Origin of the sequence: Pseudoxanthomonas sp. 3HH-4, from assembly GCF_006716465.1 — a bacterium.
Classification (GTDB): Bacteria; Pseudomonadota; Gammaproteobacteria; order Xanthomonadales; family Xanthomonadaceae; genus Pseudoxanthomonas_A.
In genome coordinates this window covers 1,465,196-1,491,442 of record NZ_VFPB01000001.1, presented here as the reverse complement: position 1 = coordinate 1,491,442, position 26,247 = coordinate 1,465,196, and the positions used below count along the sequence as shown (strand labels likewise).

Genomic DNA, 26,247 nt, shown 5'->3' with positions numbered 1-26,247 from the left:
TGCGATGCTTCCGCCCACCCCGATCAGGACGCCCCCATGACCACGATCATCGCTCCCCGCGTGCACGACCTCGGCGGCGGCTTCAATGTGCGCCGCGCGGTACCCAGCCTGCAGGCCCGCAGCGTGGGGCCGTTCGTATTCGTCGACCACATGGGGCCGGCGGTGTTCGAGCCCGGGCGCGGCATCGATGTCCGCCCGCATCCGCACATCGGCCTGGCCACGGTGACGTTCCTCTGGTCCGGCGCGATCAACCACAAGGACACGCTGGGTTCGGAACAGGTGATCACGCCCGGCGACGTCAACTGGATGACCGCCGGTCGCGGCATCGCCCACTCCGAACGCACGCCGGTGGATGTCCGCACCGGCCAGCACGCGGTGCACGGCATGCAGACCTGGGTGGCGCTGCCGACGTCGTACGAAGAGGTCGCGCCCGAGTTCCACCACCACACGGCGGCCACGTTGCCGGTACTGGAGCGCCCGGGTGTCCGGTTGCGCGTCATCGCCGGCCAGGCATACGGCCAGGAATCGCCGGTGAAAGTATTCAGCGGCACGTTCAACGTCGCCGTCGACCTGCAGCCGGACGCGGAACTGGAGATCGACAACGGACACGCCGAACGCGCGCTCTACATCCTTGAGGGCGACGCCCAGGTGGACGGCGCCGACATCCCGGAGAAGCATCTGGTGGTGTTCGACCGTGGCACCCGACCGGTACTGCGCGCGAAGACGCCGCTCAAGGGCCTGCTGATGGGCGGCGAGCCGCTCGACGCGCCGCGTCATATCTGGTGGAACTTCGTTTCCAGTTCGAAGGAGCGCATCGAACAGGCCAAGCAGGACTGGCTGGACGGTCGCTTCGGCCATGTACCGGGCGAAACCGAGTTCATTCCCCTGCCCGAACGCTGAAGGACCCCCGCGTCCGCGCAAATGTGACACTTCCTTCATTGCCGTTTGAATGCGCGCGGCATAACGCAAAGCAAACACTTGCGGCGAGCGGCTTCCGCTATCGTGCGCGCACCGTCATGTGACGGGACGCACACCGATGGGGGTTGGCATGAGTCTGGCAAAGAAGCTCGCGGCGGAGTTCCTGGGGACATTCTGGTTGGTGCTGGGCGGCTGCGGCAGCGCGGTGTTGGCAGCCCATTTCGGCGGTGACGGCAACCCGCTCGGCATCGGTTTTCTCGGCGTGGCACTGGCTTTCGGCCTGACCGTGCTTACGGGTGCGTACGCGTTCGGCCACATTTCGGGCGGGCACTTCAATCCGGCGGTGAGTTTCGGCCTGTGGGCGGGCGGCCGGTTCCCCGTCAAGGACCTGGTGCCGTACATCGTGGCGCAGGTGCTGGGCGGCCTCGCGGCCGGCTTCATCCTGTGGCAGATCGCCAGCGGCAACCCGGCCTTCGCGGTCGATCCGAACGCGGCGGGGGCCTTCGCCAGCAATGGCTATGGCGCGATGTCGCCCGGCGGGTACTCGGTGGCGGCGGCATTCCTGACCGAAGTGGTGCTCACGGCGTTCTTCCTGATCGTCATCATGGGTTCGACCCATGGACGCGCACCCGCCGGGTTCGCACCGATCGCGATCGGTCTGGCGCTGACCCTGATCCACCTGATCAGCATCCCGGTCACCAATACGTCGGTGAACCCCGCACGCTCCACCGCAGTGGCGTTGTTCGCCGGCCCGGCGGCCATCGGGCAGCTGTGGCTGTTCTGGCTGGCTCCGATCCTGGGCGGCCTGATCGGCGGCATGCTCTACGGCTGGATGGGACGGGATCGCGACTGAGCCCCGCAACCTGTGCCCGGAAACACCGGGCACAGGCCCGACCCGTGGCGTGACGGATGTCGCCCTTCGGCCGCCCCTTGCGTTGTTTTGCGACGCAGCATGGGCTATGGTCGGGTCAACTGCCGGGGGAAAACGGCAGCCGACGTCGTGGAATGCCAGTGGACTACGCAGCGGCCGCACGCGGCCTGCCACGACGCGGACGAATTGGCTCCGCCTGCCGGGGCGATCCACCCAGGGGATTTCCATGAAGACCGTGATTGCTGCTTGCCTTTGCCTCTTTTCCGCCTCCGCGTGGGCACAGGCTGCCCCAGCGTGCCCCACCCTGCCCGCCAACGCCGGCCTGCAATGGGAACAGCGCGCCGATGCCAGCTTCATCGCCTGCAAGGCGGTCACCGCCGATGGGCGCCAGGTGCTGAACGTGATGCTGACCTCGCGCGACCCGAAGATCCGCCTGGAACGGCGCCTGCGCGAAGAAGAAAGCACGTTCTCCGGCGAGGAGATCTACTGGTACAAGCTGGACCTGGGCGGACGCGACATGCCTGGCATGGAGTCCCGTCGCATCACCGTGGTCGAACTCGACGACGACCAGTACGCGCAGGTCTGGATCAACGCGGACTCGGCGGAAGAACTGGGCTCGATGATCTCGTTGGCCCAGCAACTCGATGTGCGCGCCGCCAGCGCGCAGCTGTCCGCCGGCAACTGACGACGCCAGCGGACGCATCACCGGCGGGAATGTGTCCCGCCTCTCCGGGTCAGAACCGGCCTTCCTGGAAATCGACGAAGGCCTGCATCAGTTCCTGCCGCGTGTTCATCACGAAGGGGCCATGCCGCATGACCGGTTCGCGCAGCGGACGGCCCGCCACCAGGATCAACCGCGCAGCCTGACTGCCTGCACGCACCTGCAACGTGTCGCCACCGCCCAGCACCCCCATCTCGTGAGTGTCCAGCGGGCGGGCTTCGTCGCCTTCGCCCACCGTCACCGCACCCTCGAACACATAGGCGAACGCGTTGTGGCCGACCGGCAGCGTGTACTCCCATGCATGTCCAGGCTGCAGCGCGATGTCGAGGTAGACAGGGTCGGTGGCCGGTTGCGAGATCGGTCCCTGCGTGTCACCGACGTTGCCGGCGATCACCTTCACCGCGATGCCCTTGGCCGGGTGCGCAACCGGGATCTTCTCGGGCGCGAATTCCTGGTATTTCGGCGCCGTCATCTTGTCGCGCGCCGGCAGGTTCACCCACAACTGGAAGCCGCGCATGCGCCCGGATTCCTGTTCGGGCATCTCCGAATGCACGAGGCCGCGCCCGGCGGTCATCCACTGCACCGCGCCCGGTGTCAGCAGGCCTTCGTTGCCATGGTTGTCGCGATGGCGCATGCGGCCGTCCAGCATGTAAGTGACGGTCTCGAAGCCACGGTGCGGATGCTCGGGGAAACCGGCGAGGTAGTCCTCGGCCTTGTCCGTGCCGAACTCGTCCAGCAGCAGGAACGGATCGAGGTCCGGCAGATCGGGGCCGCCGATCACGCGCGTCAGCTTGACGCCCGCGCCATCGGACGTTGGTCGGCCGCGGATCGTGCGGATCACCCGGGCGGGCGTGGTATCGGTCAGGGTGCTCATGGTGCCTCCAGTTCAACTGCCGACAAGATGGCACCGGCATGACCGCTTAGGAACGGCAACCTACGTAACCATCCGTTCCACGCATGGATCATCACGCGACGTGGGAGCGACGTCAGTCGCGAAACCAGGATGCCGCCAAAACCTCGCGACTGACGTCGCTCCCACATTCCCCACATCGCCGACGAACCTCAGGCCACGTAGACCGACTTGATGTTCATGAACTCGTGGATGCCATGCCCGGCCAACTCGCGGCCGAAACCGGAGCGCTTGGTGCCGCCGAATGGCAGCCGCACGTCGCTGCGGACGATGGCGTTGACGAAGGCAGCACCCACCTGCAGCTGCCGCGCAATGCGGTCGCCCCGCTCCACGCCCTTCGTCCACACGCTGCCACCCAGGCCGAACGTGGTGTCGTTGGCCACGCGGACGGCTTCGGCATCGTCCTTCACCCGCAGGATGCTGGCCACCGGGCCGAAGAGTTCTTCCTCGTAGGCCGGCATGCCGGGCACGACCGCGTCGAGGATCGACGCCGGATAACCGGCATGGGATGCATCGGGCTGGCCGCCCAACAGCACCTTCGCGCCCTTCGACACGCTGGCCTGCACCTGCTTGTGCAGTTCATCGCGCAGGTCCTGGCGCGCCATCGGTGCGAGCGTGGTGGCCTCGTCCTGGGGATCGCCGAGTTGCAGCTTCGATGCCGCCTCGACGAAGCGCCTCACGAACTCGTCCGCAATCGCGTCCTGCACGATGAAGCGCTTGGCCGCAATGCAGGTCTGGCCCGCGTTGCCAAAGCGCGACGCGACAGCGCCGGCCACCGTTTTCTCCAGGTCGGCATCGTCCAGCACGATGAAGGCATCACTGCCACCCAGTTCCATCACGCTCTTTTTCAACTGGCTGCCGGCATTCGCGGCGACGGAACGCCCCGCACGCTCGCTGCCGGTCAGCGTCACGGCGACGACACGCGCATCGCGGATCACCTCGGCCGCCTGGTCGTTGTCGATATGCAGCACGCCGAACACCCCGTCCGGCAAGCCGGCGGCCGACAGCACCTCGCCGATGATGTCGGCGCAGCGCGGCACGTTGCTCGCGTGCTTGAGCACGGCCACGTTGCCGGCCATCAAGGCAGGCGCGAGGAAGCGGAAGACCTGCCAGATCGGGAAATTCCACGGCATCACCGCCAGTACGCAGCCGAGGGGCTCGTAGCGCACGTAACTGCGCTGGCCATCGGTGGCGACAGACTGATCCTGCAGGTAATCGGCCGCGTGGTCGGCGTAGTAGTCGCAGGCCCCGGCACACTTGTCGACTTCGGCCAGGGCTTCCTTGCGCAGCTTGCCCATCTCCGCGGTCATGATGCGCTGGATGTCGTCGCGGCGACGGCGCAGTTCGGCGCCGACGGCGCGCAGGACCTTGCCGCGCTCGGCCAGCGACAGCGCCGCCCACGCGGGAAATGCCTGCTGCGCGGCCGCGAGCGTGGCATCGACCTGCGCGGCCGTCATCAGTTCGTGACGATACTCGACCTTGCCGGTCGCGGGATTGATGGTTTCGACGGTCATGGGTATTCGAGTCTTCGTGCGTCGGAAAGTGAAGGGAATTCTGGAGGCTGCAACGTGATGGCGCCGTGGCGACCCGGATCATGTCGTTGCGCAGGATGCGGGCGTCATCCCAGCGGGAACGGGGATCCATTTTGCTCTTCGCTCATCCGTCGGGTAATCGAAAGGCAAGATCAAGATGGATCCCGGCTTTCGCCGGGATGACGGACGAGTGCGACGACGGCTTCATACCGGGTGCGCCGCACGCCGTCGCTCTACCCGTTCTCCTGCAACGCCAGTTGCACGTCGCGCTGGCGACGCTTTTCCTCGCGATACATGAACCACCAGCCCAGAAATGCGGCCGCACTGACCACCAGGATCATCAGCGTGGCCAGCGCATTGATCTTCGGGCTCAGGCCTCGTCGCACCGACGAGAACACCTCGATCGGCAACGTGGTGGAACTGGGGCCGGCGACGAAGCTGGCGATCACCACATCGTCCAGCGACAGCGTGAAGGCAAGCAGCCAGCCCGACACCAGCGCCGGCGCGATGATGGGCAGCGTGATCAGGAAGAACACCTTGATGCGGTTGGCACCCAGGTCCATCGCCGCTTCCTCCAGCGATTTGTCCAGTTCGGACAGGCGTGAGGACACGACCACCGTGACGAACGCCAGGGTGAAGGTGACGTGTGCGATCCAGATGGACAGGATGCCGCCCGGCTTGAAACCTATGAACTGCCCCAGCGACACGAACATCAGCAGGATCGACAGGCCGATGATCACCTCCGGCATCACCAGCGGCGCGGTGATCAGCGCACCGAACAGCGTCTTGCCGGGGAAGCGGCGCATGCGGGTCATCACCAGCGCCGCCATGGTGCCCAGTACCACCGCGGCGCTGGCAGTCCAGAACGCGACCTTGATGCTGATCCATGCTGCACGCAGCATCTTTTCGTCGCGGAACAGCTCGCCGTACCACTTGAACGAGAAACCCGACCACACTGTGGCGAGGCGCGATTCGTTGAAGGAGTACACCATCAGGATGAAGACCGGCACGTACAGGAAAGCGAAACCCAGTCCGAGCACCATCCAGTTGACCGTGCGTTGTCCGACGCGGCTCATGTCAGTCTCCCTTCCAGCTCGCGTTGCTGTACGCGGTTGAAGATCAGGATCGGGATCAGCAGCAGGATCAGCATGACGATGGCCACGGCGGATGCGGCGGGCCAGTCGCGGTTGTTGAAGAACTCGCCCCACAGCACACGGCCGATCATCAGCGTATCCGGCCCGCCGAGCAGTTCGGGAATGACGAACTCACCCACCGCCGGGATCATCACCAGCATGCAGCCGGCGATGATGCCGGCCTTGGACAGCGGCAGGGTGATGGTGAAGAACGCTTTCCACGGCTTGGCACCCAGGTCGTAGGCCGCTTCCAGCAACCGGTTGTCGTGCTTCACCAGGTTGGTGTACAGCGGCAGCACCATGAACGGCAGATAGCAGTAGACGATGCCGATGTACGCGGCCATCGGCGTGTACAGGATCTGCAGCGGCTCGTCGATGATGCCGATCTTCATCAGCAGGTTGTTGAGCAGGCCGTTGTTCTTGAGGATGCCGATCCACGCGTAGACCCGGATCAGGAACGATGTCCACGACGGCAGGACCACCAGCATCATCGCGATGTTGCGCGACGAAGGCGGCAGGCGTGCGATGACGTAGGCGATGGGGTACGCCACCAGCAAGGCCAGGAACGTTGAAATGGCCGCGATCTTGATCGAGCTGAGATACGCCTGGATGTACTGCGAGTCGGTGAAGAGCGCGGTGTAGTTGCCCAGGTTCAGCTTGAGCGTCAATGCCTCGTCGATGTACTCGAGGATGGGCGTGTACGGCGGCATCGCGATCGCCAGCTTGGCGAATGAGATCTTCAGCACGATCAGGAACGGGATGGCGAAGAACAGCAGCAGCCACACGTAGGGCACCGAGATCACGCCCCAGCGTGGCCCCGGCAGGCGCTTGCCCAGGGAGCGGAGGATGTTCATGAGGTCAGCACCACGCCGTCGTTGTCGCCCCACCACACCCACACTTCGTCATTCCATGTGAGTCCCTCGCTGGCCCAGCGCTGCACGTTGGCGAAGTTGGCCATGAACTTGTAACCGCTCGGCAGGCGCACGTGGTAGACCGAGTGGCTGCCGAAGTAGGCGATGTCCTCGATCACGCCCTTCGCCTTGTTGTGTGGCTGTTCGGGTTCCTGCTTGCCGATGCCCAGCTTTTCCGGCCGCACCGCGAAGCCGACCTCCTGCCCTTCGAAGCCCGAGATGCCATGACCGATGTAGATCGGGTCCGGAAGCTGCGGCGATCGGATGGTGACGTAGTCGGCTTCGTCTTCCTCCACCACGCCCTCGATCAGGTTGACCGAGCCGATGAACTCGGCAGCGAAGCGGCTGGTGGGTTGTTCGTAGATTTCGTCGGGCGTACCGACCTGGCGGATCCAGCCCTGATCCATCAGCGCGATGCGCGTGGCCATGGTCATGGCCTCTTCCTGGTCGTGGGTGACCATCACGCAGGTCACGCCGGACTTCTCGATGATGCTCACCAGTTCCAGCTGCATCTGCGAGCGCAGCTTCTTGTCCAGCGCGCCCATCGGCTCATCGAGCAGCAACAGCTTCGGGCCCTTGGCCAGGGAGCGCGCCAGCGCCACGCGCTGCTGCTGCCCACCGGAAAGCTGGTGCGGCTTGCGCTTGGCCAGCTTGCCCAGCTGCACCAGCGCCAGCATCTCTTCCACGCGCTTCCTGATCGCGTCCTTCGACAGGCCATCCTGCTTCAGGCCGAAGGCGATGTTCTGCTCGACCGTCATGTGCGGGAACAGCGCGTAGGACTGGAACATCATGTTGAGCGGCCGTTCGTACGGCGGCAGGTCGTTGAGCAGCTGACCGTCCAGATAGATCTTGCCGGACGAAGGCTTCTCGAAACCGGCCAGGCATCGCAGCAGCGTCGACTTGCCACTGCCCGATCCACCCAGCAGGGCGAAGATCTCGCCCTTGCGGATGGTCAGGTTGGTGTCGTCCACGGCGACGAAGCCGTCGAACTCCTTGCGCACATCGACGATGCGCAGGTACTCCTGCGGGTTCGCCTTGCCGCCCTGTCCCGCGTCCTTGCTACCGTTGCCCTGTTCTGCCGCCATGGAATTCCCCTGGTCGCCGGACCGCGTGGGCGCCGGCCATCGATATATCGCGTGGGTCCGCCGGACACCGGCACGGGCATCGCCCGTACCGGTCGCGGCGCTTACTTGCCGGTCTTCAGTTCCGTCCAGATACGGGTGTACTGGCGGTCCACTTCCGGCGGGATGATGGCGAAGGTGAACAGCTTGGCTTCCACCTCGGGCGTGGGATAGATCGTCGGATCCTCGGTGATCGTCTTATCCATCAGATCCTTCGCCTTGGGGATCGCGTTCGGATAGCTGATGAAGTTCGAATTGTTCGCCATCACCTGCGGGTCGAGCAGGTAGTTGATGAAGGCATAGGCCTCATCGACGTGCTTGGCGCCCTTCGGGATGGCCAGCATGTCGAACCATTGCGGCGCGCCTTCCTTCGGGATGGCATAGGCGATGTTGACGCCGTTGCCCGCTTCGGCGGCGCGGTCGCGCGCCTGGATGATGTCGCCCGACCAGCCCACGACCAGGCAGGTATCGCCATTGGCCATCGCATCGATGTACTGCGAGGAATGGAAATTGGTGATGTACGGGCGGATCGTCTTCAGCAGCGCGGCGGCTTTGTCGATCACCGCCGCGTCCTGGCTGTTGGGATCCTCGCCCAGGTAGTTGAGCGCGATCGGGATGATCTCCGAGGGCGTATCCAGGAAGGTCACGCCGCAGTCCTTCAGCTTGGCGATGTTCTCCGGCTTGAACACGATGTCCAGGCTGTTGGCGATGTCGGTGTTGCCGAACGCGGCCTTCACCTTGTCCACGTTGTAGCCGATGCCGGTGGTCCCCCACATGTATGGGATCGCATGCTGGTTGCCGGGGTCCTGGTTCTCCAGCCGCTTCATGATGGCCGGGTCGAGGTTGGCGTAGTTGGGGATCTTGCTCTTGTCCAGCGGCAGGAAAACGCCGGCCTGGATCTGCCGGCCGAGGAAGTTCATCGTCGGCACCACCACGTCGTAACCGCTGCTGCCCGCCAGCAGCTTGGTTTCCAGCACCTCGTTGCTGTCGAACACGTCGTAGGTCACCTTGATGCCGGTGCTCTTCTCGAAGTTCGGGATGGTGTCTTCGGCGATGTAGTCGGACCAGTTGTAGACGTTGACCTGCTTGGCGCCGCCAGTATCGGTGCCGCCTTCTCCGGCGGATTTTCCGCCGCATGCGGTGAGGGTACACAGGGCCAGGGTGGTTGCCAGTACGCGCAGTTTCATCAATCTCTCTCCGTTCGGCCCGCGAGGGCGGCTTGATGTGGTCCCGTGCCGGCCAGTGGCCGCCGCGGGCATGCTGTCATTGCAATGGCCTGTTCCGTGCCGGCGTTGCTCCCCTTCTCCCCTCCCCTGTGCCGCCACCCGCTCCCGTGGGTAACGCCACGATGACGAAGGGCGCGTCCGTCACGGCCCGCGCCCTCGTGTGTTTCAGCGTCCGGTCTTCAGCTCCGTCCAGATGCGTGTGTACTGGCGATCCACTTCCGGCGGCAGTACTGCGAAAGTGAACAATTTCGCGTCCACGTCCGCCGGCGGATAGATGGTCGGATCGTCCGCGATGCTCTTCTCGACCAGTGGCCGGGACGCAGGCACCGGGTTCGGATAGGTGACGTAGTTGGTGTTCGCTGCCGCCACCTTCGGGTCGAGCAGGTAGTTGATGAAGGCGTAGGCGTTGTCGACATTCTTAGCATCCTTCGGGATGGCCAGCATGTCGAACCACTGCGGCGCCCCTTCCTTCGGGATCGAGTACGCCACGTTGACGCCGTTGCCCGCTTCGGCGGCGCGGTCGCGCGCCTGGATGATGTCGCCCGACCAGCCCACCACCAGGCAGACATCGCCGTTGGCGAGGTCATTGATGTAAGAAGACGAGTGGAAGTTGCGGATATACGGCCGGATCGACTTCAGCAGCGCCGCCGCCTTGTCGATGGTGGCCGGATCGAAACTGTGCGGGTCTTCGCCCAGATAGTTGAGCGCGATCGGGATCAGCTCCGACGGCGTGTCCAGCACGGTGATGCCGCAGTCCTTCAGTTTGGCCGCGTTTTCCGGCTTGAACACCACATCCCAGCTGCCGGTCACGGCGGTGTCGCCGAAGATGGCCTTGATCTTGTCGACGTTGTAACCGATGCCGCTGGTGCCCCAGAGATACGGCACGGCGTACTGGTTGCCCGGATCCTGCAGCGCGATGCGCTCGAGCATCTTCGGGTCGAGGTTCTTCAGGTTCGGGAGCTTGCTCTTGTCCAGCGGCAGGAACACGCCGGCCTGGATCTGCCGCCCCAGGAAGCTCAGCGACGGCACCACCACGTCGTAACCACTGCTGCCGGCCAGCAGCTTGGTCTCGACCATCTCGTCGCTGTCGAACACGTCGTAGGTGACCTTGACGCCCGACTGCTGCTCGAAGTTAGGGATCGTGTCCTCGGCGATGTAGTCCGACCAGTTGTAGACGTTGAGGGTCTTCGAGGGCGCGCCTGTGGCGGCCGTCTCGTCCTTGCCGCCACAGGCAGCCAGCACGGCGGCGGCCAGCATGACGGTGAGGGTCTTGAGCTTCATCGGGGTCTCCATGGAATCAGCATCGGGGGAAGGAAACATCATACGCCCGGGCCGCGGCGCTGTGACGCAGCGCACGGACCGTTCGGTGAGGTCACATCCCGAGATCCACCGCCGTGTCGTTGAGAGCCTTCCATGTCTTGTCGAACAGCTCGTCCACCTGCGCGCGCGTGATCACCAGCGGGGGCGAAAGCAGCATCGCATCCCAGGTCGCGCGCAGGATCAGTCCATGCTTCAGCGCGTGGTCGCGGCAGCGAGGACCGACGGTGCCGCGCTCGGGGAAGAACGCGCGTTTGCCCTTGTCCGGCACCAGTTCCAGCGCACCGACCATGCCGGCGATTCGCGCCTGCCCGACCAGGCGGTGCTCGCCCAGCTCGGCCCAGCGCTGCGCCAGGTAAGGCGCAATCTCGGTCTTCGCACGCTCGACGATCTTCTCGTCCTGCAGGATACGGATATTCTCGAGTGCCACCGCCGCACAGACCGGGTGACCGGAATACGTGGCGCCGTGCGCCAGTTCGCCTCCCTGCTCCTTCAGCACCTTGGCCACGCGGTCGTTGAACATCGCCGCGCCCAGCGGGATGTAACCGGACGTGATGCCCTTGGCCACCGGCATAATGTCCGGCTGGAACCCGAAGTATTGTGAGCCGAACCACTCGCCGGTGCGGCCGAAACCGCAGATCACTTCGTCGGCCACCAGCAGCACGTCGTACTTCCGGCAGATGCGCTCGATCTCGGGCCAGTAGGTCTTCGGTGGAATGTAGACACCGATGGCGCCCATGATGGGTTCGCCGATGAAAGCGGCCACGCGATCCGGGCCGAGTTCGAGGATCTTGTCCTCCAGCCGGCGCGCGGCGACCAGGCCGTACTCGTCCTCGTCCATGTCGCCGCCGTCGGCGAACCAGAACGGGGGATCGATGTGGTGGATGTCGGGGATCGGCAGCCCGCCCTGCTTGTGCATGCCCTTCATGCCACCCAGGCTGGCACCGGCCATGGTGGTGCCGTGGTAGCCATCATGGCGACCGATGAAGATGTTCTTCCGAGGCTGGTCCTGCACCGCCCAGAAGTGCCGGACCATGCGCAGGATGGTGTCGTTGGCTTCCGAACCGGAATTGACGAAGAAGGAATGGTTGAGGTCGCCCGGCGCCAGTTCCGCCAGCTTCGCCGCCAACGCGATGGTCGGCTCGGTGGTGCACTGGAAGAAGCTGTTGTAGTAGGCGAGCTGCGTCATCTGCTTCGACGCCACCTCGCCCAGTTCCCTGCGGCCGTAACCGATGTTGACGCACCACAAACCGGCGAAGGCGTCCAGCAACTTGTTGCCGTCGGCATCCCAGACATAGCAGCCCTCCCCTTTGGTGAGGATGCGCGTGCCCTTCTTCGCCAGTGCAGCGTTGTCGTTAAACGGATGCAGGTGGTGCTCGGCATCGAGCTTCTGCAGGGTGCGGGTGTCGAGTTGGTTCATACACGCTCCAATGATTGAGCCCCTCTCCCATTGGGAGAGGGGTTGGGGTGAGGGTCCGGCAGAACCATCGGCGGTGAACCATCCCGATGCAGCCGTACCCTCATCCGGCGCTTCGCGCCACCTTCTCCCGGCGGGAGAAGGGAACAGCATTCAGACGTTCAACAACAGGAACTCCCGCTCCCACGAACTGATCACGCGGAAGAAGGTCTCGTATTCCTTGCGCTTCACCGATACATAGGCACGCACGAAACGCGCGCCCATCAATTCCTGCAGTGGTTTGCAGTCCTCCAGCGCATCCAGCGCCTCGCCCAGCGAGCGGGGCAGCTCGAAGCCGAGATCCTGCGCGCTGCTGGCCAGCGGTTCGGTCGGCTTGAGCTGTTCGCGGATGCCCAGCAGGCCGCACGCCAGCGTGCCTGCCATGGCGAGATAAGGGTTGGCATCGGAACCGGCGAACCGGCTTTCCACCCGCATGTTTTCCGGCGTATCCATCGGCACGCGCAGGCCGCAGGTACGGTTGTCGTAGCCCCACTGCACGTTGATCGGCGCCACCTGCCCCAGCGCCAGCCGGCGATAGGAATTGACGTTGGGACCGAAGAACGCCATCGCCATCGGCACGTATTTCTGCAGGCCACCCAGGTAATGGCCGAACAGCTTGCTGCCCTTGCCTTCGGTCTTGCCGGTGAAGACATTGCGGCCGGTCTTCACGTCGAGCAAGCTCTGGTGGATATGCATGGCGCTGCCGGGTTCGTTCTCCATCGGCTTGGCCAGGAAGGTGGCATACACGCCATGGCGCATCGCCGCCTCGCGCATCGTGCGCTTGAACAAGAACACCTGGTCGGCGCGCGACAGCGCATCGTCGTGGGTGAAGTTGACTTCCAACTGCGCGGCGCCGGATTCGTGGATCAGCGTGTCCACGTCCAGCTCCATCGCATCGCAGTAGTCGTACATCAGGTCGAGGATGGGATCGAATTCGTTGACCGCATCGATGGAGTACGACTGGCGCGCGGTCTCCGGACGGCCGGATCGGCCCGCGGGTGGCAGCAGCGGGAAATCCGGATCGGTGTTCTTCTGCACCAGGAAGAACTCCAGTTCCGGCGCGACCACCGGCCGCAACCCTTCCTTTTCATAGGCCGCCAGCACGCGCCGCAGCACGTTGCGCGGCGCAAGATCATGCGGTTTGCCGTCCTTGGTGTGGCAATCGTGGATGACCTGCGCGGTGGGATCGGTGGCCCACGGCACCATGCGGACGGTGTCCGGGTCGGGCCGCAGGAACATGTCCGAGTCCGACGGCGAAGTAAGCTCGTAGTAGTCATCCGGATAATCGCCGGTGACGGTGGTGGCGAAGATGCCCTCGGGCAGGCGCGTGCCGTAGTCGTGGCTGAACTTGTCGGCGGGAATGATCTTGCCGCGCGCGATGCCGGTGATGTCGGGCACCAGGCATTCGACTTCGGTGATGCTGCGCTCTTTCAGCCACCGGCGCAGTGAACTCTCGGAAGGCTCGGCGGCCGCGACGGTCTTTCGTTGTGTCTGTTTCTGGCTCATGGGGAACACGGTCCTGGGAAGGGAGGTGCCGGCGCGAGGGCCAGCCACATCGGACACGGGCGCTTCAGCGCCCGCCCTCCCATGGCGGTGGATGCCGCCGCTTCATGCCACGGCTCCGCGGTGTGCCGCACGGGCACGGCAGGCTTTGCCGAAAGCCTGGAAAATCGCGAGGTAGAACGGGTTCTCCGCGACCTTCCATTCGGGATGCCACTGCACCGCCAGCATGAACGCTGGTCCGTCGTGGCGGAAGGCCTCGATCAGGCCGTCTGGCGCCTGCGCCTCGACCACCAGTCCTTCGCCCAGTCGGCGCACGCCCTGCCCATGCAGGGAATTGACGGTCGCCTGCGTATCGCCGACCAGCGTCGCCAGCATGCCGCCCGGCACCAGCGCGATGCTGTGCGCCGGCCCGTACTGCACGTCGAGTGGATCGTCCTTGTTCTCGCGGTGATCCATGAAGCCGGGCTGCTCATGGACCTTCTGGTACAGCGTTCCACCGAAGGCGACGTTCACTTCCTGGAAGCCGCGGCAAACGGCGAGTACCGGCACGCCCATCTCGATGGCGAGCGGAATCAACGGCAGGTTGGTGGCGTCACGACGTGGATCCAGCAGGTTGCCCTCGTAACTGGACTCGTCGCTGTAATGGTGCGGCTCGATGTTGCTCACCGCCCCGGTCAGCAGCAGACCATCCAGACCCTCGAGGACCTGCCGCAACGGCAACACCGGATCCAGCGTGGGCACCAGCATTGGCAGGCAGCCCGCCCCGTCGACCACCGCGCGCACGTACTTCTCGCCAACGGCAAGGAAGGGATGCGCACCGATTTGCTTGTGGTCGGTCGGCAGACCGACCCGCGGCAGCGGGGTCATGCAGGAAGCCCGAAGTGGCTTGCAGGCAAGTTAACCCGGCCGTTTTATTTTTACAACACGAGACGCCAGAATGGCGTTTTGGGCGCCTATATGGTGCGCTGCGGCACCAATTTCGGGCATTTCATCGACCTGCCGGATTCTTCGCGTTGAGTATTCTTGACGCACCGACCGCTCTGCTAAGCTGCCTGCAGCCTCCTGGATGACCACCATGCGCCCCGATTCCGCTGCGCCTCTCCTGCCTGCCGACGATGCCGCCACGCTGGCCTCGATCCCCGATTGCGAGCAGATCGACCTGCTGCTGCCGGACATGAACGGCCTGCTGCGCGGCAAGCGCATCACGCGCGATGCACTGGAGAAGGTCTACCGCGACGGCGTGTGCCTGCCGATGTCGTTGATCGCTACCGACATCACCGGCAATACCGTCGAGGAAACCGGCCTGGGCTACGACATCGGCGACGAGGACCGCGTGTGCCGCCCCGTGCCGGGCTCGCTGCGGCCGGTGCCGTGGTCGCCGCGCCCGGCCGCACAACTCCTGCTGAGCATGGAGGACGCACAGGGTGGCATGTTCGAAGCCAATCCGCGCGAAGTCCTCAAGCGTGTGCTGGCGCGTTACGCCGCGCGCGGCTTGAAGCCGGTGGTGGCGGTGGAACTGGAGTTCTACCTGTTCGACCAGCGCATGGACGATGCCGGTCGCCCACGCACGTCGATCAACCCGGCCACCGGCCAGCGCAACACCAGCACGCAGGTCTACTACATGGAAGACCTCAACGACTATCGGGGCTTCACCGATGCGGTGGCCGCCATCTGCCGGGCGCAGCGCATTCCCGCTGACACCGCGGTGGCGGAATACGCGCCGGGCCAGTTCGAGATCAACCTGAAACACCGCGACGACGCCCTGCTCGCCTGCGACGACGCCATCTACCTGAAGCGCGCGATCAAGGCCGCCGCGCAGCAGCAGGGGCTGATGGCCAGCTTCATGGCCAAGCCGTTCGCCGAGCAGGCCGGCAGCGGCATGCACATCCATGCCAGCGTGCTGGATGCCGCAGGCCACAACATCTTCGCCTCGCCGCCTTCCGCACCGGCCGATGCCCTGAAACACGCCATCGGCGGCCTGCAGCGCAGCGACCAGGACTGCCTGCTGCTGTTCGCACCGCATGCCAACAGCTACCGCCGCTTCGTGCTGAATGCCTTCGTGCCGCTCAACGACGTGTGGGGCTACAACAACCGCACCGTCGCCATGCGCATCCCGCACAGCGACGAAGCCAACACGCGAATCGAGCACCGCATCGCCGGTGCCGATGCCAACATCTACCTGGTCACCGCCGCGGTGCTGGCCGGGATGCTGCACGGCATGGAGCAGGGCTTCGATCCCGGCCCGCCGATCACTGGCAACGCCTACGAGCAGACCGAGGTCCGCACGCCGTTCTGGCGCGAGGCGATCGGATCATTCATGGGCAGCGAGTTCATACGCGAGCAGTTCGGCACTTCCTTCCAGCACATCTACGGCCAACAGAAGCTCAAGGAGATGCACAGCTTCTATACCGAGGTGACGGATCTGGAATATGCGTGGTACCTGCGGTCGGTGTGAGACGAATGTCGCGCGCTCTTCCAGTCGTCATTCCGGCGTACGCCGGGCTCTCAACCGCCGAACGGCGGGTCATCCATCTTGCCCTTGCTGCTGCCGGACAGCGAAACAGCAACGTGGATTCCGGTGTACGCCGGAATGACGGCAAGGGAACGTCATGACCGTCTCCCCCGGCACGTCCTATCCCGACAGCTGGTACGCAGCCAGCGCGACGCCTCTGCCCGCACAGCCCACACTGCAGGGCCGGATCGATGCGGATGTCTGCATCCTCGGCGCTGGCTATACCGGCCTGTCGGCGGCACTGGAGTTGACCGAAGCCGGCTACAAGGTGGTCCTGCTGGAAGCCGAACGCATCGGCTGGGGTGCCTCGGGGCGCAATGGTGGCCAAGCGATCGCCGGCTTCAGCTGCGGCGAGGCCAAGCTGGAAGCGCTGGTCGGCTTCGACGATGCGAAGAAGATGTTCGATCTGTCGCTGGATGGCCTGCTCTGGCTACGTGGCCGCATCGAACGGCATGGCATCGACTGCGACTGGCGCGACGGCCACGCCACAGTACCGATCAAGCCGCGCCAGCAGCGCGAGGTCGAACACGCAGTCGAGGACTTCAACACCCGCTACCAGCACCCGGTGCAATGGTGGGGCCGCGAGCGCCTGCGCAGCGAACTGGCCAGCGACCGCTACCTCGGCGCGATGTACGACCCGGTCAGCGGTCACCTTCACCCGCTGGCATACGCACTGGGCCTGGGCCGCGCCGCACTGGATGCCGGCGTGCAGATCTTCGAGGGGTCGCGGGTGACGCAGCTGGTGCGCGGCGCACGCCCCATGCTGAAGACGGCACAGGGCGAAGTCGTCTGCGACACCGCGATCCTCGCCGGCAACGCACTGCTGCGCGGGATCGCGCCGGAACTCGAGTCGCGGATGATGCCGGTCGGCACCTACATCGCCGCCACGCCGCCGCTCGGCGAGGCGCGTGCACGCGACCTGATCCGCAATGACATGGCGGTCGCCGACACCAACTGGGCGCTGGACTACTTCCGCCTCGGCCGCGACCACCGCCTGCTGTTCGGCGGCCGCGCGAGCTACTCGACGATGACGCCACCCAACCTGCGCGGCGTAATGACCCGGCGCATGCATCGCGTGTTCCCGCAACTGCGCGACGTGGGCATCGAGTACCTGTGGGGCGGGATGATCGACATTTCGCTCAACCGCGCACCGCACTGGGGCCGGCTGGCGCCGAACCTGTACTTCGCCCAAGGCTTTTCCGGCCATGGCTTGATTGCCGCGGGACTGGCCGGCACCACGCTGGCCCAGGCCATCCGCGGCCAGTCCGAGCGGCTGGACCTGTTCGCGAAGATCGACCACCGCACGTTCCCGGGCGGACGCGCCCTGCGCACACCCCTGCTGGTGGCGGCGATGGCTTGGTACAAACTGCGCGACGCGCTCTGGTAAACGCCGCGCGAGCGATCCGATTCCGTGACGGCGCTCTCAAGTACGCCCCGGGCCGGTCGATAACGGGTTCATGGATACCCCGTAGCGCCGATGACGATGCCGACACCCCTGCGTGTTCCGCCCACCCCCGCCACGCCTGCCCCCTTGCCCCAGCGGATCATGGTGGTGGAGAACTCGCGCACGCACGCGCGACTCATCGGCGAGGCCATCGAGCAGAAACTCAACCTGCCGGTGGTCTACGCGTCCACGTTGGCCGAAGCGCGCACGATGCTGGAAAAGCATCCGGACTGGTTCATGGTGGTCACCAGCCTGGTGCTCGCCGATGGCAGCCACGACGAAGTCGTGGAGTTCTTCCTGTCCCGCCAACTGCCGACGGTCGTGGTCAGCGGCGTCTACGACGACACCCTGCGCGAGCAGGTGCTGCGTCGGCAGGTGGTGGACTATGTGCTGAAGAACACGCCCGGCAGCATCGACTACCTGGTGTGGCTGGTGCAGCGGCTGGAACGCAACCGCCGCATCGCCGCGCTGATCGTCGATGACTCGCGCTCGGCCCGCCAGCATGCGGCCGCGCTGCTGTCGATGTACGGTTTCCGCGTGGTGGAAGCCGCCGATGGCGAGGCCGGCCTGGCGGTGCTGGACGCCAACCCGGACATCCGCCTGGCCATCGTCGACCAGGAAATGCCCGGCATGAAGGGGCATGAGTTCACCCGCCGCCTGCGCGCACGCCATGCGCGCGACCACCTGGCGATCATCGGCATCTCGGGCACCAGCGATGGCAGCCTGGTGCCGCGCTTCCTCAAGAGCGGCGCCAATGACTTCCTGCACAAGCCGTTCTCGCGCGAAGAATTCTTCTGCCGCGTCTCGCAGAACATCGACCAGCTGGAACTGATCGGCACGCTGCAGGACCTGGCCACGCGCGACTTCCTGACCGGCCTGCCCAACCGGCGCCACTTCCTGGCCGAGTGCCACGCGCTGCTGCCGAACACGCTGGGCAGGCAGCAGGCGGTCACCTCCGCCATCATCGACATCGACCACTTCAAGCACATCAACGACACCCATGGCCACGAGGCCGGCGATGTCGCGCTGAAGGCCGTCGCGCAGGCGATCGCGCGACATGCCGGCACGCAGGACCTGATCGCCCGTTTCGGCGGCGAGGAGTTCTGTGCACTGGTGCCCTACCTGGGTGAAAGCGAAGCGGTGGAGTACTTCGAATCGCTGCGCACCGCGATAGAAGCGCTGGAGGTCGACATCGGCAGCCACAAGCTGCGCATGACGGTCAGCATCGGCGTGTTCCGAACCCGCTTCCCGGGCCAGACACTCAATCATCTGCTCAGCGAAGCCGACCGACGCCTCTACCTGGCAAAGGCAGGTGGGCGGAACCGGGTGGTATCCAACGGCTGAGGGGCGCTGCTTTTGTGTAGGAGCGACGTGAGTCGCGACCGCAAGATCGATACAACCGCGTCGGGTCGACGCTGCAAAAGCCGGCACAACATCGGGAATGGTGTCGGCTGAACCCGAGGCTGCCGAATCCGTTGGGTCTATGGTCGCGACTCACGTCGCTCCTACAACGGCCAACCTCTGCTGCGACCACCTGTCGCGGCATTGATCCCGATCAATGCCGCGACACAGGCGCACACCTAGATTGCCCCTGCATTCCGGCATCCGCCGGCAGGGGACACACTCATGACACTGCTGATCTGGCAGGACGACATGGATACGGGCATCGACATCATCGATGGCCAGCACCGCCGCATCGTGGAGATGATCAACCACCTGCACATCACCCAGAAGTCGATGGAACGCTTCGCCGTGGCCGAGGTGATCGATGAATTGGTCGACTACACGCTGTCGCACTTCGCGTTCGAGGAGGAACTGATGGAGGAAGCCGGCTACCCGTTCAGCGCCGCGCACAAGCGCGTGCACGAGGTGTTCACCAAGCGGGTCTCCGAGTACCGGCTGCGCTTCGAAGCCGGCGAGGACATCGTGGACGAACTGCGCAGCATGCTGTCACGCTGGCTGTTCAACCATATCCGCAACGACGACAAGGCCTACGCGGACTCGGTGAAGCGCCATCTCAACCAGTTCGTGCGGGACCACCAGCAGGGCGGCTGGCTCAGCCGCACGGTGAAGCGCCTGTTCGGCTAGCGCGCTGGCCTGCCCCGCGGCATCACCAGCAGCGCCAACAATGTCATTACCGCCATCGCGGCCAGATACCAGCCCACCGATGCCAGGCCATAGCGTTCGCCGAGGCGCGTGGCGATGTAGGGCGCGGGCGACGCGCCAAGGATGCCCGCAAGGTTGAATGCCAACGACGCGCCGGTATAGCGCACCGCCGTGGGAAACATCTCTGCCAGAATCGTGCCGCAGGGACCATAGGTCAGCCCCATCGCACCCAGCCCCAGCGCGAGGAACGCGAGCACGCCGAGATCACTGCCGGATTCCAGCAGTGGGGCGAAGATGAACCCGAAACCGATGATCAGCAGCGTGGCCACGGTCATTGCGTTCCGGCGCCCGAAACGGTCCGCATACAGCGCCGACACCGGGATGGTGAGGGCGAAGAACAACACGCCCGCCATCTGCAGCAGCAGGAAATGCTCGCGCGTGTAGCCCAGCTTCGACGTACCCCAGCTCAGCGCGAACACGGTCATCAGATAGAACAGCACGAACGTCGCCACCAGCGCGAACGTGCCGGTCAGCAGCGCGAAGGGATGTTCGCGCACCGTGGTCAGCATCGGCACCTTGACGCGTTCGTCGCGGTCCAGTGCCTTCTGGAAATCCGGCGTCTCGGTGATGCTCAGCCGCACCCACAGGCCGACGAACACCAGCACCGCGCTGGCGACGAACGGGATGCGCCAGCCCCAGGCGAGGAACTGCGCGTCCGTCATCACCTCGGTCAGCAGCAGGAAGATGCCGGTCGAACACAGGAATCCGAGCGGCGCCCCCAACTGCGGAAACATGCCGTACCACGCGCGCTTGCCGGGTGGTGCATTCTCCGTCGCCAGCAGCACCGCACCGCCCCATTCACCGCCCAGGCCGATGCCCTGCCCCAGCCGGCACAGCGCCAACAGCACCGGCGCCACGATGCCGACCTGCGCATAGGTCGGCAGCAGCCCGATCAGCACGGTGGAAATGCCCATCGTCAACAGCGCCGCCACCAGCGTCGCCTTGCGCCCCACGCGGTCGCCGAAATGCCCGAACAACGCCGACCCGACCGGCCGCGCGATGAACGCCAGTGCGAAGGTGGCGAACGATTGCAACGTCGCAGTGGTGGGATCGCCCTGCGGGAAGAACAGATGCGGGAACACCAGCACCGCCGCCGTCGCGTAGATGTAGAAATCAAAGAACTCGATGGTGGTACCGATCAGGCTGGCGAACAGCACGCGGCCGGGCGAGTTGGTGGGCGGGGACGCAACGGCGGTGGCGGTCATGGGCGAGCCGGTCGGTGGGACGGGGCGATTCTGGCAGAAGCCACGGCATGCGCGCTGGATCCCCTCTCTCCCCTTGCGGGGAGAGGGTGCCGAAGGCGGGTGAAGGGCGAACGAAGAAGCGATGCGCGAGCACCGATCCATTGCCGCGCTCGCCCCTCATCCGCCCTCCGGGCACCTTCTCCCCGCCTGGCGGGGAGAAGGAGAGAAGACTCAGCTCCCCAGATTGATCCAGGTCGCCTTGATCTCGGTGTACTTGTCGAAGGCATGCAGCGACTTGTCGCGCCCGTTGCCTGACTGTTTGTAGCCGCCGAACGGCGCGGTCATGTCGCCGCCGTCCCAGTAGTTCACCCAGACGCTGCCCGCACGCAGCTTGCGGGCGACGCGGTGGGCACGGCTGATGTCGCGCGTCCACACGCCGGCCGCCAACCCGTACTCGCTGTCGTTGGCCATCCGCAGCGCTTCTTCCTCGCTGTCGAAGGCGATCACCGACAGCACCGGTCCGAAGATCTCCTCGCGGCTGATCGTGTGCTCGTGCGCCACGTCATCGAAGACGGTCGGCTCGATGTAGCACCCGCCGCTCACCACGTCGGCGCGCTGGCCGCCCAGCGCCAGCCGGGCTCCCTCGGCCTTGCCCTTCCCGATGTAGTCGAGCACGCGCTGCGTCTGGCCTTCATCAACCATCGCGCCCATCGGCGCGCCGGGGTCGAGCGGATGGCGCGGGCGCATGGCCTTGCCGGCCTCGACCACGCGGGCGACGAATTCATCCTTGATCGATCGCTCCACCAGCAGACGCGAGGCCGCGGTGCAGACTTCGCCCTGGTTGTAGAAGATGCCGCCGGCCGCGGCCTTCGCGGCCACGTCCAGGTCGTGCGCGTCGGCAAAGACAATGTTCGGGCTCTTGCCGCCGCATTCCATGTACGCACGCTTCATGTTCGACAGGCCCGCGCACTGCAGCAGGCGCTTGCCGACCGCGGTGGAACCGGTGAACACCAGTCCGTCCACGTCCATGTGCAGCGCCAGCGGCTCGCCCGCCGTCTTGCCGAAACCGGGCACCACGTTCAGCACGCCGGCCGGGATACCGGCTTCGACGGCCAGTTCGGCCAGGCGGATCGCGGTGAGCGGCGATTTCTCGGACGGCTTCAGCACGATGGAGTTGCCCATCGCCAGTGCAGGCGCCAATTTCCACGACGCCATCAGCAGCGGGAAATTCCACGGCACGATCGCACCGACCACGCCCAGCGGCTCGCGCGTCACCAGGCCGAGCTCGTCCTGGCCGGTGGCGGCGACTTCGCCGTAGATCTTGTCCAGCGCCTCGGCAGTCCAGCCCATGCAGCGGATGGTCGCTGCCAGATCGACACTGCGTGCGTCACTGACCGGTTTGCCCATGTCCAGCGATTCCAGCAGCGCCAGTTCGTCGGCATGCTGTTCGATCAACTGGGTGAGCTTCAGCAGCACCTTCTTGCGGTGGGTCGGCCGCGCATTGGACCACGCGCCGGCGTCGAAACTGCGGCGCGCGGCGGCGACCGCGCGGTTGATGTCCTCCTCCTGTCCATCAGCCACCTGGCCAAGCACCCGCCCGTCGATCGGACTGATGCAGTCGAAGGTCTTGCCACTGGCGGCGTCGACGTACTGGCCGTCGATGAAGGCCTGGGTACGGATCGACAGCGCACCGGCCATCGCCTGCCAGTCCTGTTGCGTGCGGGGGTTGCTCATGGGGACTCCTGATGTTCTGCCCCTCCCCCGTTCACGGGGGAGGGTTGGGGTGGGGGCAAGCAGGCGCAAAGAACGCTTGCCCTTCGTAATGGCGCGAGTGCGGCGACAGGTCAGTCGCACTGGAACTTTCGCTTGTTCGGATGGAACGCGGCACCTTCGCCCCCATCCCAACCTTCCCCCGCATGCGGGGGAAGGGGCTTTCCTCAAAACGTCGCCGGCGTGTTCGCGCTGACGATCACCGCATCGACCTCGCCGACGTTGCGGAAGCGATGCGGCGTGCGGCTTTCGAAGTAATAGCCCTCGCCAGCCTTCAGTACGCGCACCTGCTCGCCGACGGTGACCTCCACCTCGCCGGCGATCACCACACCGCCTTCTTCGCCGTCGTGCGCAAGCATGCTGTCGCCGGTATCGCTGCCCGCCGGCATGACTTCGCGCAGGATGCACATCTGGCGCTGCGGGCGGTGCTGGCCGACGAGGAAATAGTGGATGCCGTTGCTGCCCACGTCAGGCAACTCATCGGCGACATAGAACGGGTTGTCGGGCAGCCCCTTTTCGAGGTCGAGAGTGAAGAAGTCGGCCAGCGAAATGGGAATGCCGTCCAGCACCTTCTTGAGCGAACTGACCGACGGGCTGACCTTGTTCTGCTCGATCAGCGAGATAGTGCTGTTGGTGACGCCCACGCGCTTGGCCAGCTCGCGCTGGCTGAGGCCTTTGGATTTGCGGACCAGTTGCAGGCGTGCGCCGATGTCCATCACCACCCTTGCCGGATGACCGAAGCGTTGCGGGATACTTTACACCCCGTGACAGCCCCGTTGGGAACCCCCGGACCGGCTTCTGTACGAGGGGCTTAAGCTCCGACGCCTGGTTGCAGAAAAGCGCCGGGGCTGAAGCCCCTCCTGCAGGGCAGACCGCGCCCTTCGTCAGTTGTAAAGTTTTTTCAACGCGCTAAGCTGCGCCCATCCGCCCCGCCCCCCCCTTGGAGCCGCGATGAGCGCCAACGACACCTCCGCCGCCCTGGCCGACCACTACGCCCGACAGAACCTGGAAGCGCCCGGTTCGCTGGACCACTTCTGGATGCCGTTTACCGCCAACAAGCAGTTCAAGGCCAAGCCGCGCCTGCTCGCCAGTGCCTCCGGCATGTACTACCGCGACGTCGACGGCAACGAGGTGCTGGATGCCACGGCCGGCCTGTGGTGCTGCAACGCCGGCCATTCCCGGCCGCGCATCGTCGAGGCGGTGAAACAGCAGATTGGCACACTCGACTTCGCTCCGAATTTCTCGATGAGCTCGCCACTGCCGTTCAAACTGGCAGAACGCCTGGCTGCGCTGGCGCCGGGCGACCTCAACAAGGTGTTCTTCAGCAACTCCGGTTCCGAAGCGGTGGACAGCGCGCTGAAGATCGCGCTCGCCTATCACCGCGTGCGCGGCGAGGGCCAGCGCACGCGCTTCATCGGCCGTGAGAAGGGCTACCACGGCGTCGGCTTCGGCGGCATGTCGGTAGGCGGGCTGCCGAACAACCGCAAGTGGTTCGGCCCCGGCCTGCCCGCGGTCTCGCACATCCGCCACACGCTGGATGTGTCGCGCAATGCGTTCTCGAAAGGCCTGCCGGCGCACGGCATCGAACTGGCCGAAGACCTGGAGCGGCAGATCGCGCTGTACGACGCCTCCACGATCGCGGCCGTCATCGTCGAGCCGATCTCCGGTTCCGCCGGCGTGGTCATCCCCCCGCAGGGCTACCTGCAGCGGCTGCGCGAGATCTGCGACAAACACGGCATCCTGCTGATCTTCGACGAAGTGATCACCGGTTTCGGCCGCGTAGGCCACGCCTTCGGTGCTCAGCGCTTCGGCGTCACGCCGGACATGATCACCGCCGCCAAGGGCATCACCAACGGCTGCGTGCCGATGGGCGCCACCTTCGTGTCGGACCGCATGTTCGACGCTTTCATGAGCGGGCCGGACCATGCCATCGACATGTTCCATGGTTACACCTACTCCGGCCATCCGCTGGCGTGCGCCGCCGCGCTGGCCACACTGGATACGTACGAAGAGGAAAACCTGTTCGACAAGGCACTCACCCTGGGCGACTACTGGCAGGACGCGCTGCATTCGCTGAAGGGGTTGCCGAACGTGATCGACATCCGCAACGTCGGCCTGGTCGGTGCCATCGAACTGGCCTCGCGTGCGGGCGCGCCCGGCACCCGGGCCTACGACGTGTTCGCCCGTGCCTTCCACGAAGGCCACCTGCTGACCCGGGTGACCGGCGACGTCATCGCCCTGTCGCCGCCACTGATCGTGGAAAAAGACCACATCGACCGGATCGTGAATGTCCTGGCGGACACCATACGGGCAACCGCGTAAAATTACGGACCAACGGCCCCAGCGCTCCCCCGCGCGCGAAGCCCCTTCCCGCTACTGGAGAGCAACATGCTGATTGGCGTCCCCAAGGAAATAAAGAACCACGAATATCGCATCGGCCTTACCCCGGCCGGCGCACGCGAGCTGGTCTCGAATGGCCACCAGGTCCTCGTCCAGCGCGACGGCGGCAAGGCCATCGGCCTGACCGACGAGCAGTACGTCAAGGCCGGCGCGCAGATCGTCGATACCGCGGAGGAGATCTTTTCGCGCGCCGACATGATCATCAAGGTCAAGGAGCCGCAGCCGAACGAGTGCGCCATGCTGCGCCCCGGCCAGGTGCTCTACACCTACCTGCACCTTGCGCCCGATCCGGAGCAGACCAAGGCACTGGTCGCTTCCGGCGCCACCTGCATCGCCTATGAGACCGTCACCGACCGCAAGGGCGGCCTGCCGCTGCTGGCGCCGATGTCGGAAGTGGCTGGCCGCATGTCGATCCAGGCCGGCGCGCACGCGCTGGAGAAGGCGCAGGGCGGTTCCGGCGTGCTGCTCGGCGGCGTGCCGGGCGTGAAGCCGGCCGAAGTGCTGGTGATCGGCGGTGGCGTGGTGGGCATCAACGCCGCGCGCATGGCGATGGGCATGAACGCGCACGTCACCATCCTGGACCGCTCGCTCGACCGCCTGAAGTACCTGGACGAGCTGTACGGCCACCAGCTGACCACGATCTACTCGACCCGCGACGCCATCGAAGAGCGCCTGCCCGACACCGACCTGGTGATCGGCGCGGTGCTGATCCCCGGTGCCGCCGCACCCAAGCTCGTCTCGCGCGACCAGCTGAAGCTCATGCGCCCCGGCTCGGTGCTGGTGGACGTGGCGATCGACCAGGGCGGCTGCTTCGAGACCTCGAAGGCCACCACGCATCAGAACCCGACCTACGAAGTGGACGGCATCATCCACTACTGCGTGGCCAACATGCCGGGCGGCGTCGCCCGCACGTCCACCTTCGCCCTGACCAACGCCACCCTGCCTTTCGCCGTGCAGCTGGCGAACAAGGGCGCGAAGCAGGCGCTGCTGGACGACGAGCACCTGCTCGCCGGCCTGAACGTGCACGCCGGCAAGATCACCTACAAGGCCGTCGCCGACGATCTGGGCTACGCGTACGTGCCGGCACGCGAAGCGCTCGCCTGATCCTGCTGTTCCCTTCTCCCCGCTTGCGGGGAGAAGGTGCCGAAGGCG

General features: G+C 65.4%; 22 protein-coding genes. 9 read left to right on the top strand and 13 right to left on the bottom strand.

Annotation, left to right across the window (positions count from 1 at the left end; all coding sequences use genetic code 11):
- Window positions 1–36: 36 nt before the first annotated feature.
- From FB548_RS06795 to FB548_RS06785, 3 genes are all read left to right on the top strand, one after another.
- Window positions 37–900, top strand: a complete 864-nt coding sequence (locus tag FB548_RS06795) for a pirin family protein (RefSeq protein WP_142123943.1) — start codon at window positions 37–39, stop codon at window positions 898–900.
- Between the two features lie 148 nt (window positions 901–1,048).
- Window positions 1,049–1,771, top strand: a complete 723-nt coding sequence (gene aqpZ / locus FB548_RS06790; RefSeq protein ID WP_142123942.1) for an aquaporin Z — start codon at window positions 1,049–1,051, stop codon at window positions 1,769–1,771.
- 244 nt (window positions 1,772–2,015) lie between these two features.
- Complete coding sequence (locus FB548_RS06785; protein WP_142123941.1) at window positions 2,016–2,474, top strand: hypothetical protein; 459 nt, start codon at window positions 2,016–2,018, stop codon at window positions 2,472–2,474.
- Between the two features lie 49 nt (window positions 2,475–2,523).
- Here FB548_RS06785 and FB548_RS06780 read toward each other — a convergent pair whose 3' ends face one another.
- From FB548_RS06780 to FB548_RS06735, 10 genes are all read right to left on the bottom strand, one after another.
- Window positions 2,524–3,384, bottom strand: coding sequence for a pirin family protein (locus tag FB548_RS06780; RefSeq protein WP_142123940.1), 861 nt, complete (start codon window positions 3,382–3,384; stop codon window positions 2,524–2,526).
- A 188-nt stretch (window positions 3,385–3,572) separates the two neighbouring features.
- Window positions 3,573–4,934 (bottom strand): NAD-dependent succinate-semialdehyde dehydrogenase, encoded by a 1,362-nt coding sequence (locus FB548_RS06775; RefSeq protein ID WP_142123939.1) that lies wholly within the window; start codon window positions 4,932–4,934, stop codon window positions 3,573–3,575.
- A gap of 251 nt (window positions 4,935–5,185) precedes the next feature.
- Complete coding sequence (locus FB548_RS06770; RefSeq protein ID WP_142123938.1) at window positions 5,186–6,028, bottom strand: ABC transporter permease subunit; 843 nt, start codon at window positions 6,026–6,028, stop codon at window positions 5,186–5,188.
- Window positions 6,025–6,939: an ABC transporter permease subunit gene (locus FB548_RS06765; protein ID WP_185742000.1), complete on the bottom strand. Its 915-nt coding sequence runs from the start codon at window positions 6,937–6,939 to the stop codon at window positions 6,025–6,027. The genes FB548_RS06770 and FB548_RS06765 overlap by 4 nt, the downstream gene beginning before the upstream one ends.
- The gene (gene potA, locus FB548_RS06760; RefSeq protein ID WP_142123937.1) at window positions 6,936–8,081 is read right to left on the bottom strand and encodes a polyamine ABC transporter ATP-binding protein; all 1,146 of its coding nucleotides are present in this window, start codon (window positions 8,079–8,081) and stop codon (window positions 6,936–6,938) included. The genes FB548_RS06765 and potA overlap by 4 nt, the downstream gene beginning before the upstream one ends.
- A gap of 101 nt (window positions 8,082–8,182) precedes the next feature.
- A complete protein-coding gene (locus tag FB548_RS06755; protein WP_142123936.1) occupies window positions 8,183–9,304 on the bottom strand; it encodes a polyamine ABC transporter substrate-binding protein in 1,122 nt (373 codons plus the stop codon).
- 204 nt (window positions 9,305–9,508) lie between these two features.
- Entirely contained in the window at window positions 9,509–10,624 is a 1,116-nt protein-coding gene (locus FB548_RS06750) for a polyamine ABC transporter substrate-binding protein (RefSeq protein WP_142123935.1), read from the bottom strand.
- A gap of 91 nt (window positions 10,625–10,715) precedes the next feature.
- On the bottom strand, window positions 10,716–12,080 hold the full coding sequence (locus tag FB548_RS06745) for an aspartate aminotransferase family protein (protein WP_142123934.1): 1,365 nt from the start codon (window positions 12,078–12,080) through the stop codon (window positions 10,716–10,718).
- A 150-nt stretch (window positions 12,081–12,230) separates the two neighbouring features.
- Window positions 12,231–13,622: a glutamine synthetase family protein gene (locus FB548_RS06740; protein WP_142123933.1), complete on the bottom strand. Its 1,392-nt coding sequence runs from the start codon at window positions 13,620–13,622 to the stop codon at window positions 12,231–12,233.
- A gap of 102 nt (window positions 13,623–13,724) precedes the next feature.
- On the bottom strand, window positions 13,725–14,486 hold the full coding sequence (locus FB548_RS06735; RefSeq protein ID WP_142123932.1) for a gamma-glutamyl-gamma-aminobutyrate hydrolase family protein: 762 nt from the start codon (window positions 14,484–14,486) through the stop codon (window positions 13,725–13,727).
- A 208-nt stretch (window positions 14,487–14,694) separates the two neighbouring features.
- Between FB548_RS06735 and FB548_RS06730 the strand changes: the two genes are divergently transcribed.
- The 4 genes from FB548_RS06730 (at window position 14,695) to FB548_RS06715 (ending at window position 19,663) form a co-directional block, all read left to right on the top strand.
- Window positions 14,695–16,074, top strand: a complete 1,380-nt coding sequence (locus FB548_RS06730) for a glutamine synthetase family protein (RefSeq protein WP_142123931.1) — start codon at window positions 14,695–14,697, stop codon at window positions 16,072–16,074.
- 154 nt (window positions 16,075–16,228) lie between these two features.
- Window positions 16,229–17,518, top strand: coding sequence for an FAD-binding oxidoreductase (locus FB548_RS06725; RefSeq protein ID WP_142123930.1), 1,290 nt, complete (start codon window positions 16,229–16,231; stop codon window positions 17,516–17,518).
- Between the two features lie 96 nt (window positions 17,519–17,614).
- The gene (locus FB548_RS06720) at window positions 17,615–18,919 is read left to right on the top strand and encodes a diguanylate cyclase (RefSeq protein ID WP_142123929.1); all 1,305 of its coding nucleotides are present in this window, start codon (window positions 17,615–17,617) and stop codon (window positions 18,917–18,919) included.
- 282 nt (window positions 18,920–19,201) lie between these two features.
- Window positions 19,202–19,663 carry a bacteriohemerythrin gene (locus FB548_RS06715; protein ID WP_142123928.1) on the top strand — a complete coding sequence of 154 codons (462 nt, stop codon included), beginning with the start codon at window positions 19,202–19,204 and terminating at the stop codon, window positions 19,661–19,663.
- Here FB548_RS06715 and FB548_RS06710 read toward each other — a convergent pair.
- The 3 genes from FB548_RS06710 to FB548_RS06700 form a co-directional block, all read right to left on the bottom strand.
- Window positions 19,660–20,946, bottom strand: coding sequence for an MFS transporter (locus tag FB548_RS06710; RefSeq protein WP_142123927.1), 1,287 nt, complete (start codon window positions 20,944–20,946; stop codon window positions 19,660–19,662). The two genes, FB548_RS06715 and FB548_RS06710, sit on opposite strands and share 4 nt — an antisense overlap.
- Window positions 20,947–21,156: 210 nt before the next feature.
- Window positions 21,157–22,659, bottom strand: a complete 1,503-nt coding sequence (locus tag FB548_RS06705; RefSeq protein ID WP_142123926.1) for an aldehyde dehydrogenase — start codon at window positions 22,657–22,659, stop codon at window positions 21,157–21,159.
- Between the two features lie 203 nt (window positions 22,660–22,862).
- Complete coding sequence (locus FB548_RS06700; RefSeq protein ID WP_142123925.1) at window positions 22,863–23,411, bottom strand: cupin domain-containing protein; 549 nt, start codon at window positions 23,409–23,411, stop codon at window positions 22,863–22,865.
- A 235-nt stretch (window positions 23,412–23,646) separates the two neighbouring features.
- On the opposite strand from FB548_RS06700, the gene FB548_RS06695 reads away from it, so the two are divergent.
- Both FB548_RS06695 and ald read left to right on the top strand, forming a co-directional pair.
- Window positions 23,647–25,017 (top strand): aspartate aminotransferase family protein, encoded by a 1,371-nt coding sequence (locus FB548_RS06695; RefSeq protein WP_142123924.1) that lies wholly within the window; start codon window positions 23,647–23,649, stop codon window positions 25,015–25,017.
- A gap of 66 nt (window positions 25,018–25,083) precedes the next feature.
- Window positions 25,084–26,199: an alanine dehydrogenase gene (ald, locus tag FB548_RS06690; RefSeq protein ID WP_142123923.1), complete on the top strand. Its 1,116-nt coding sequence runs from the start codon at window positions 25,084–25,086 to the stop codon at window positions 26,197–26,199.
- Window positions 26,200–26,247: the final 48 nt, after the last annotated feature.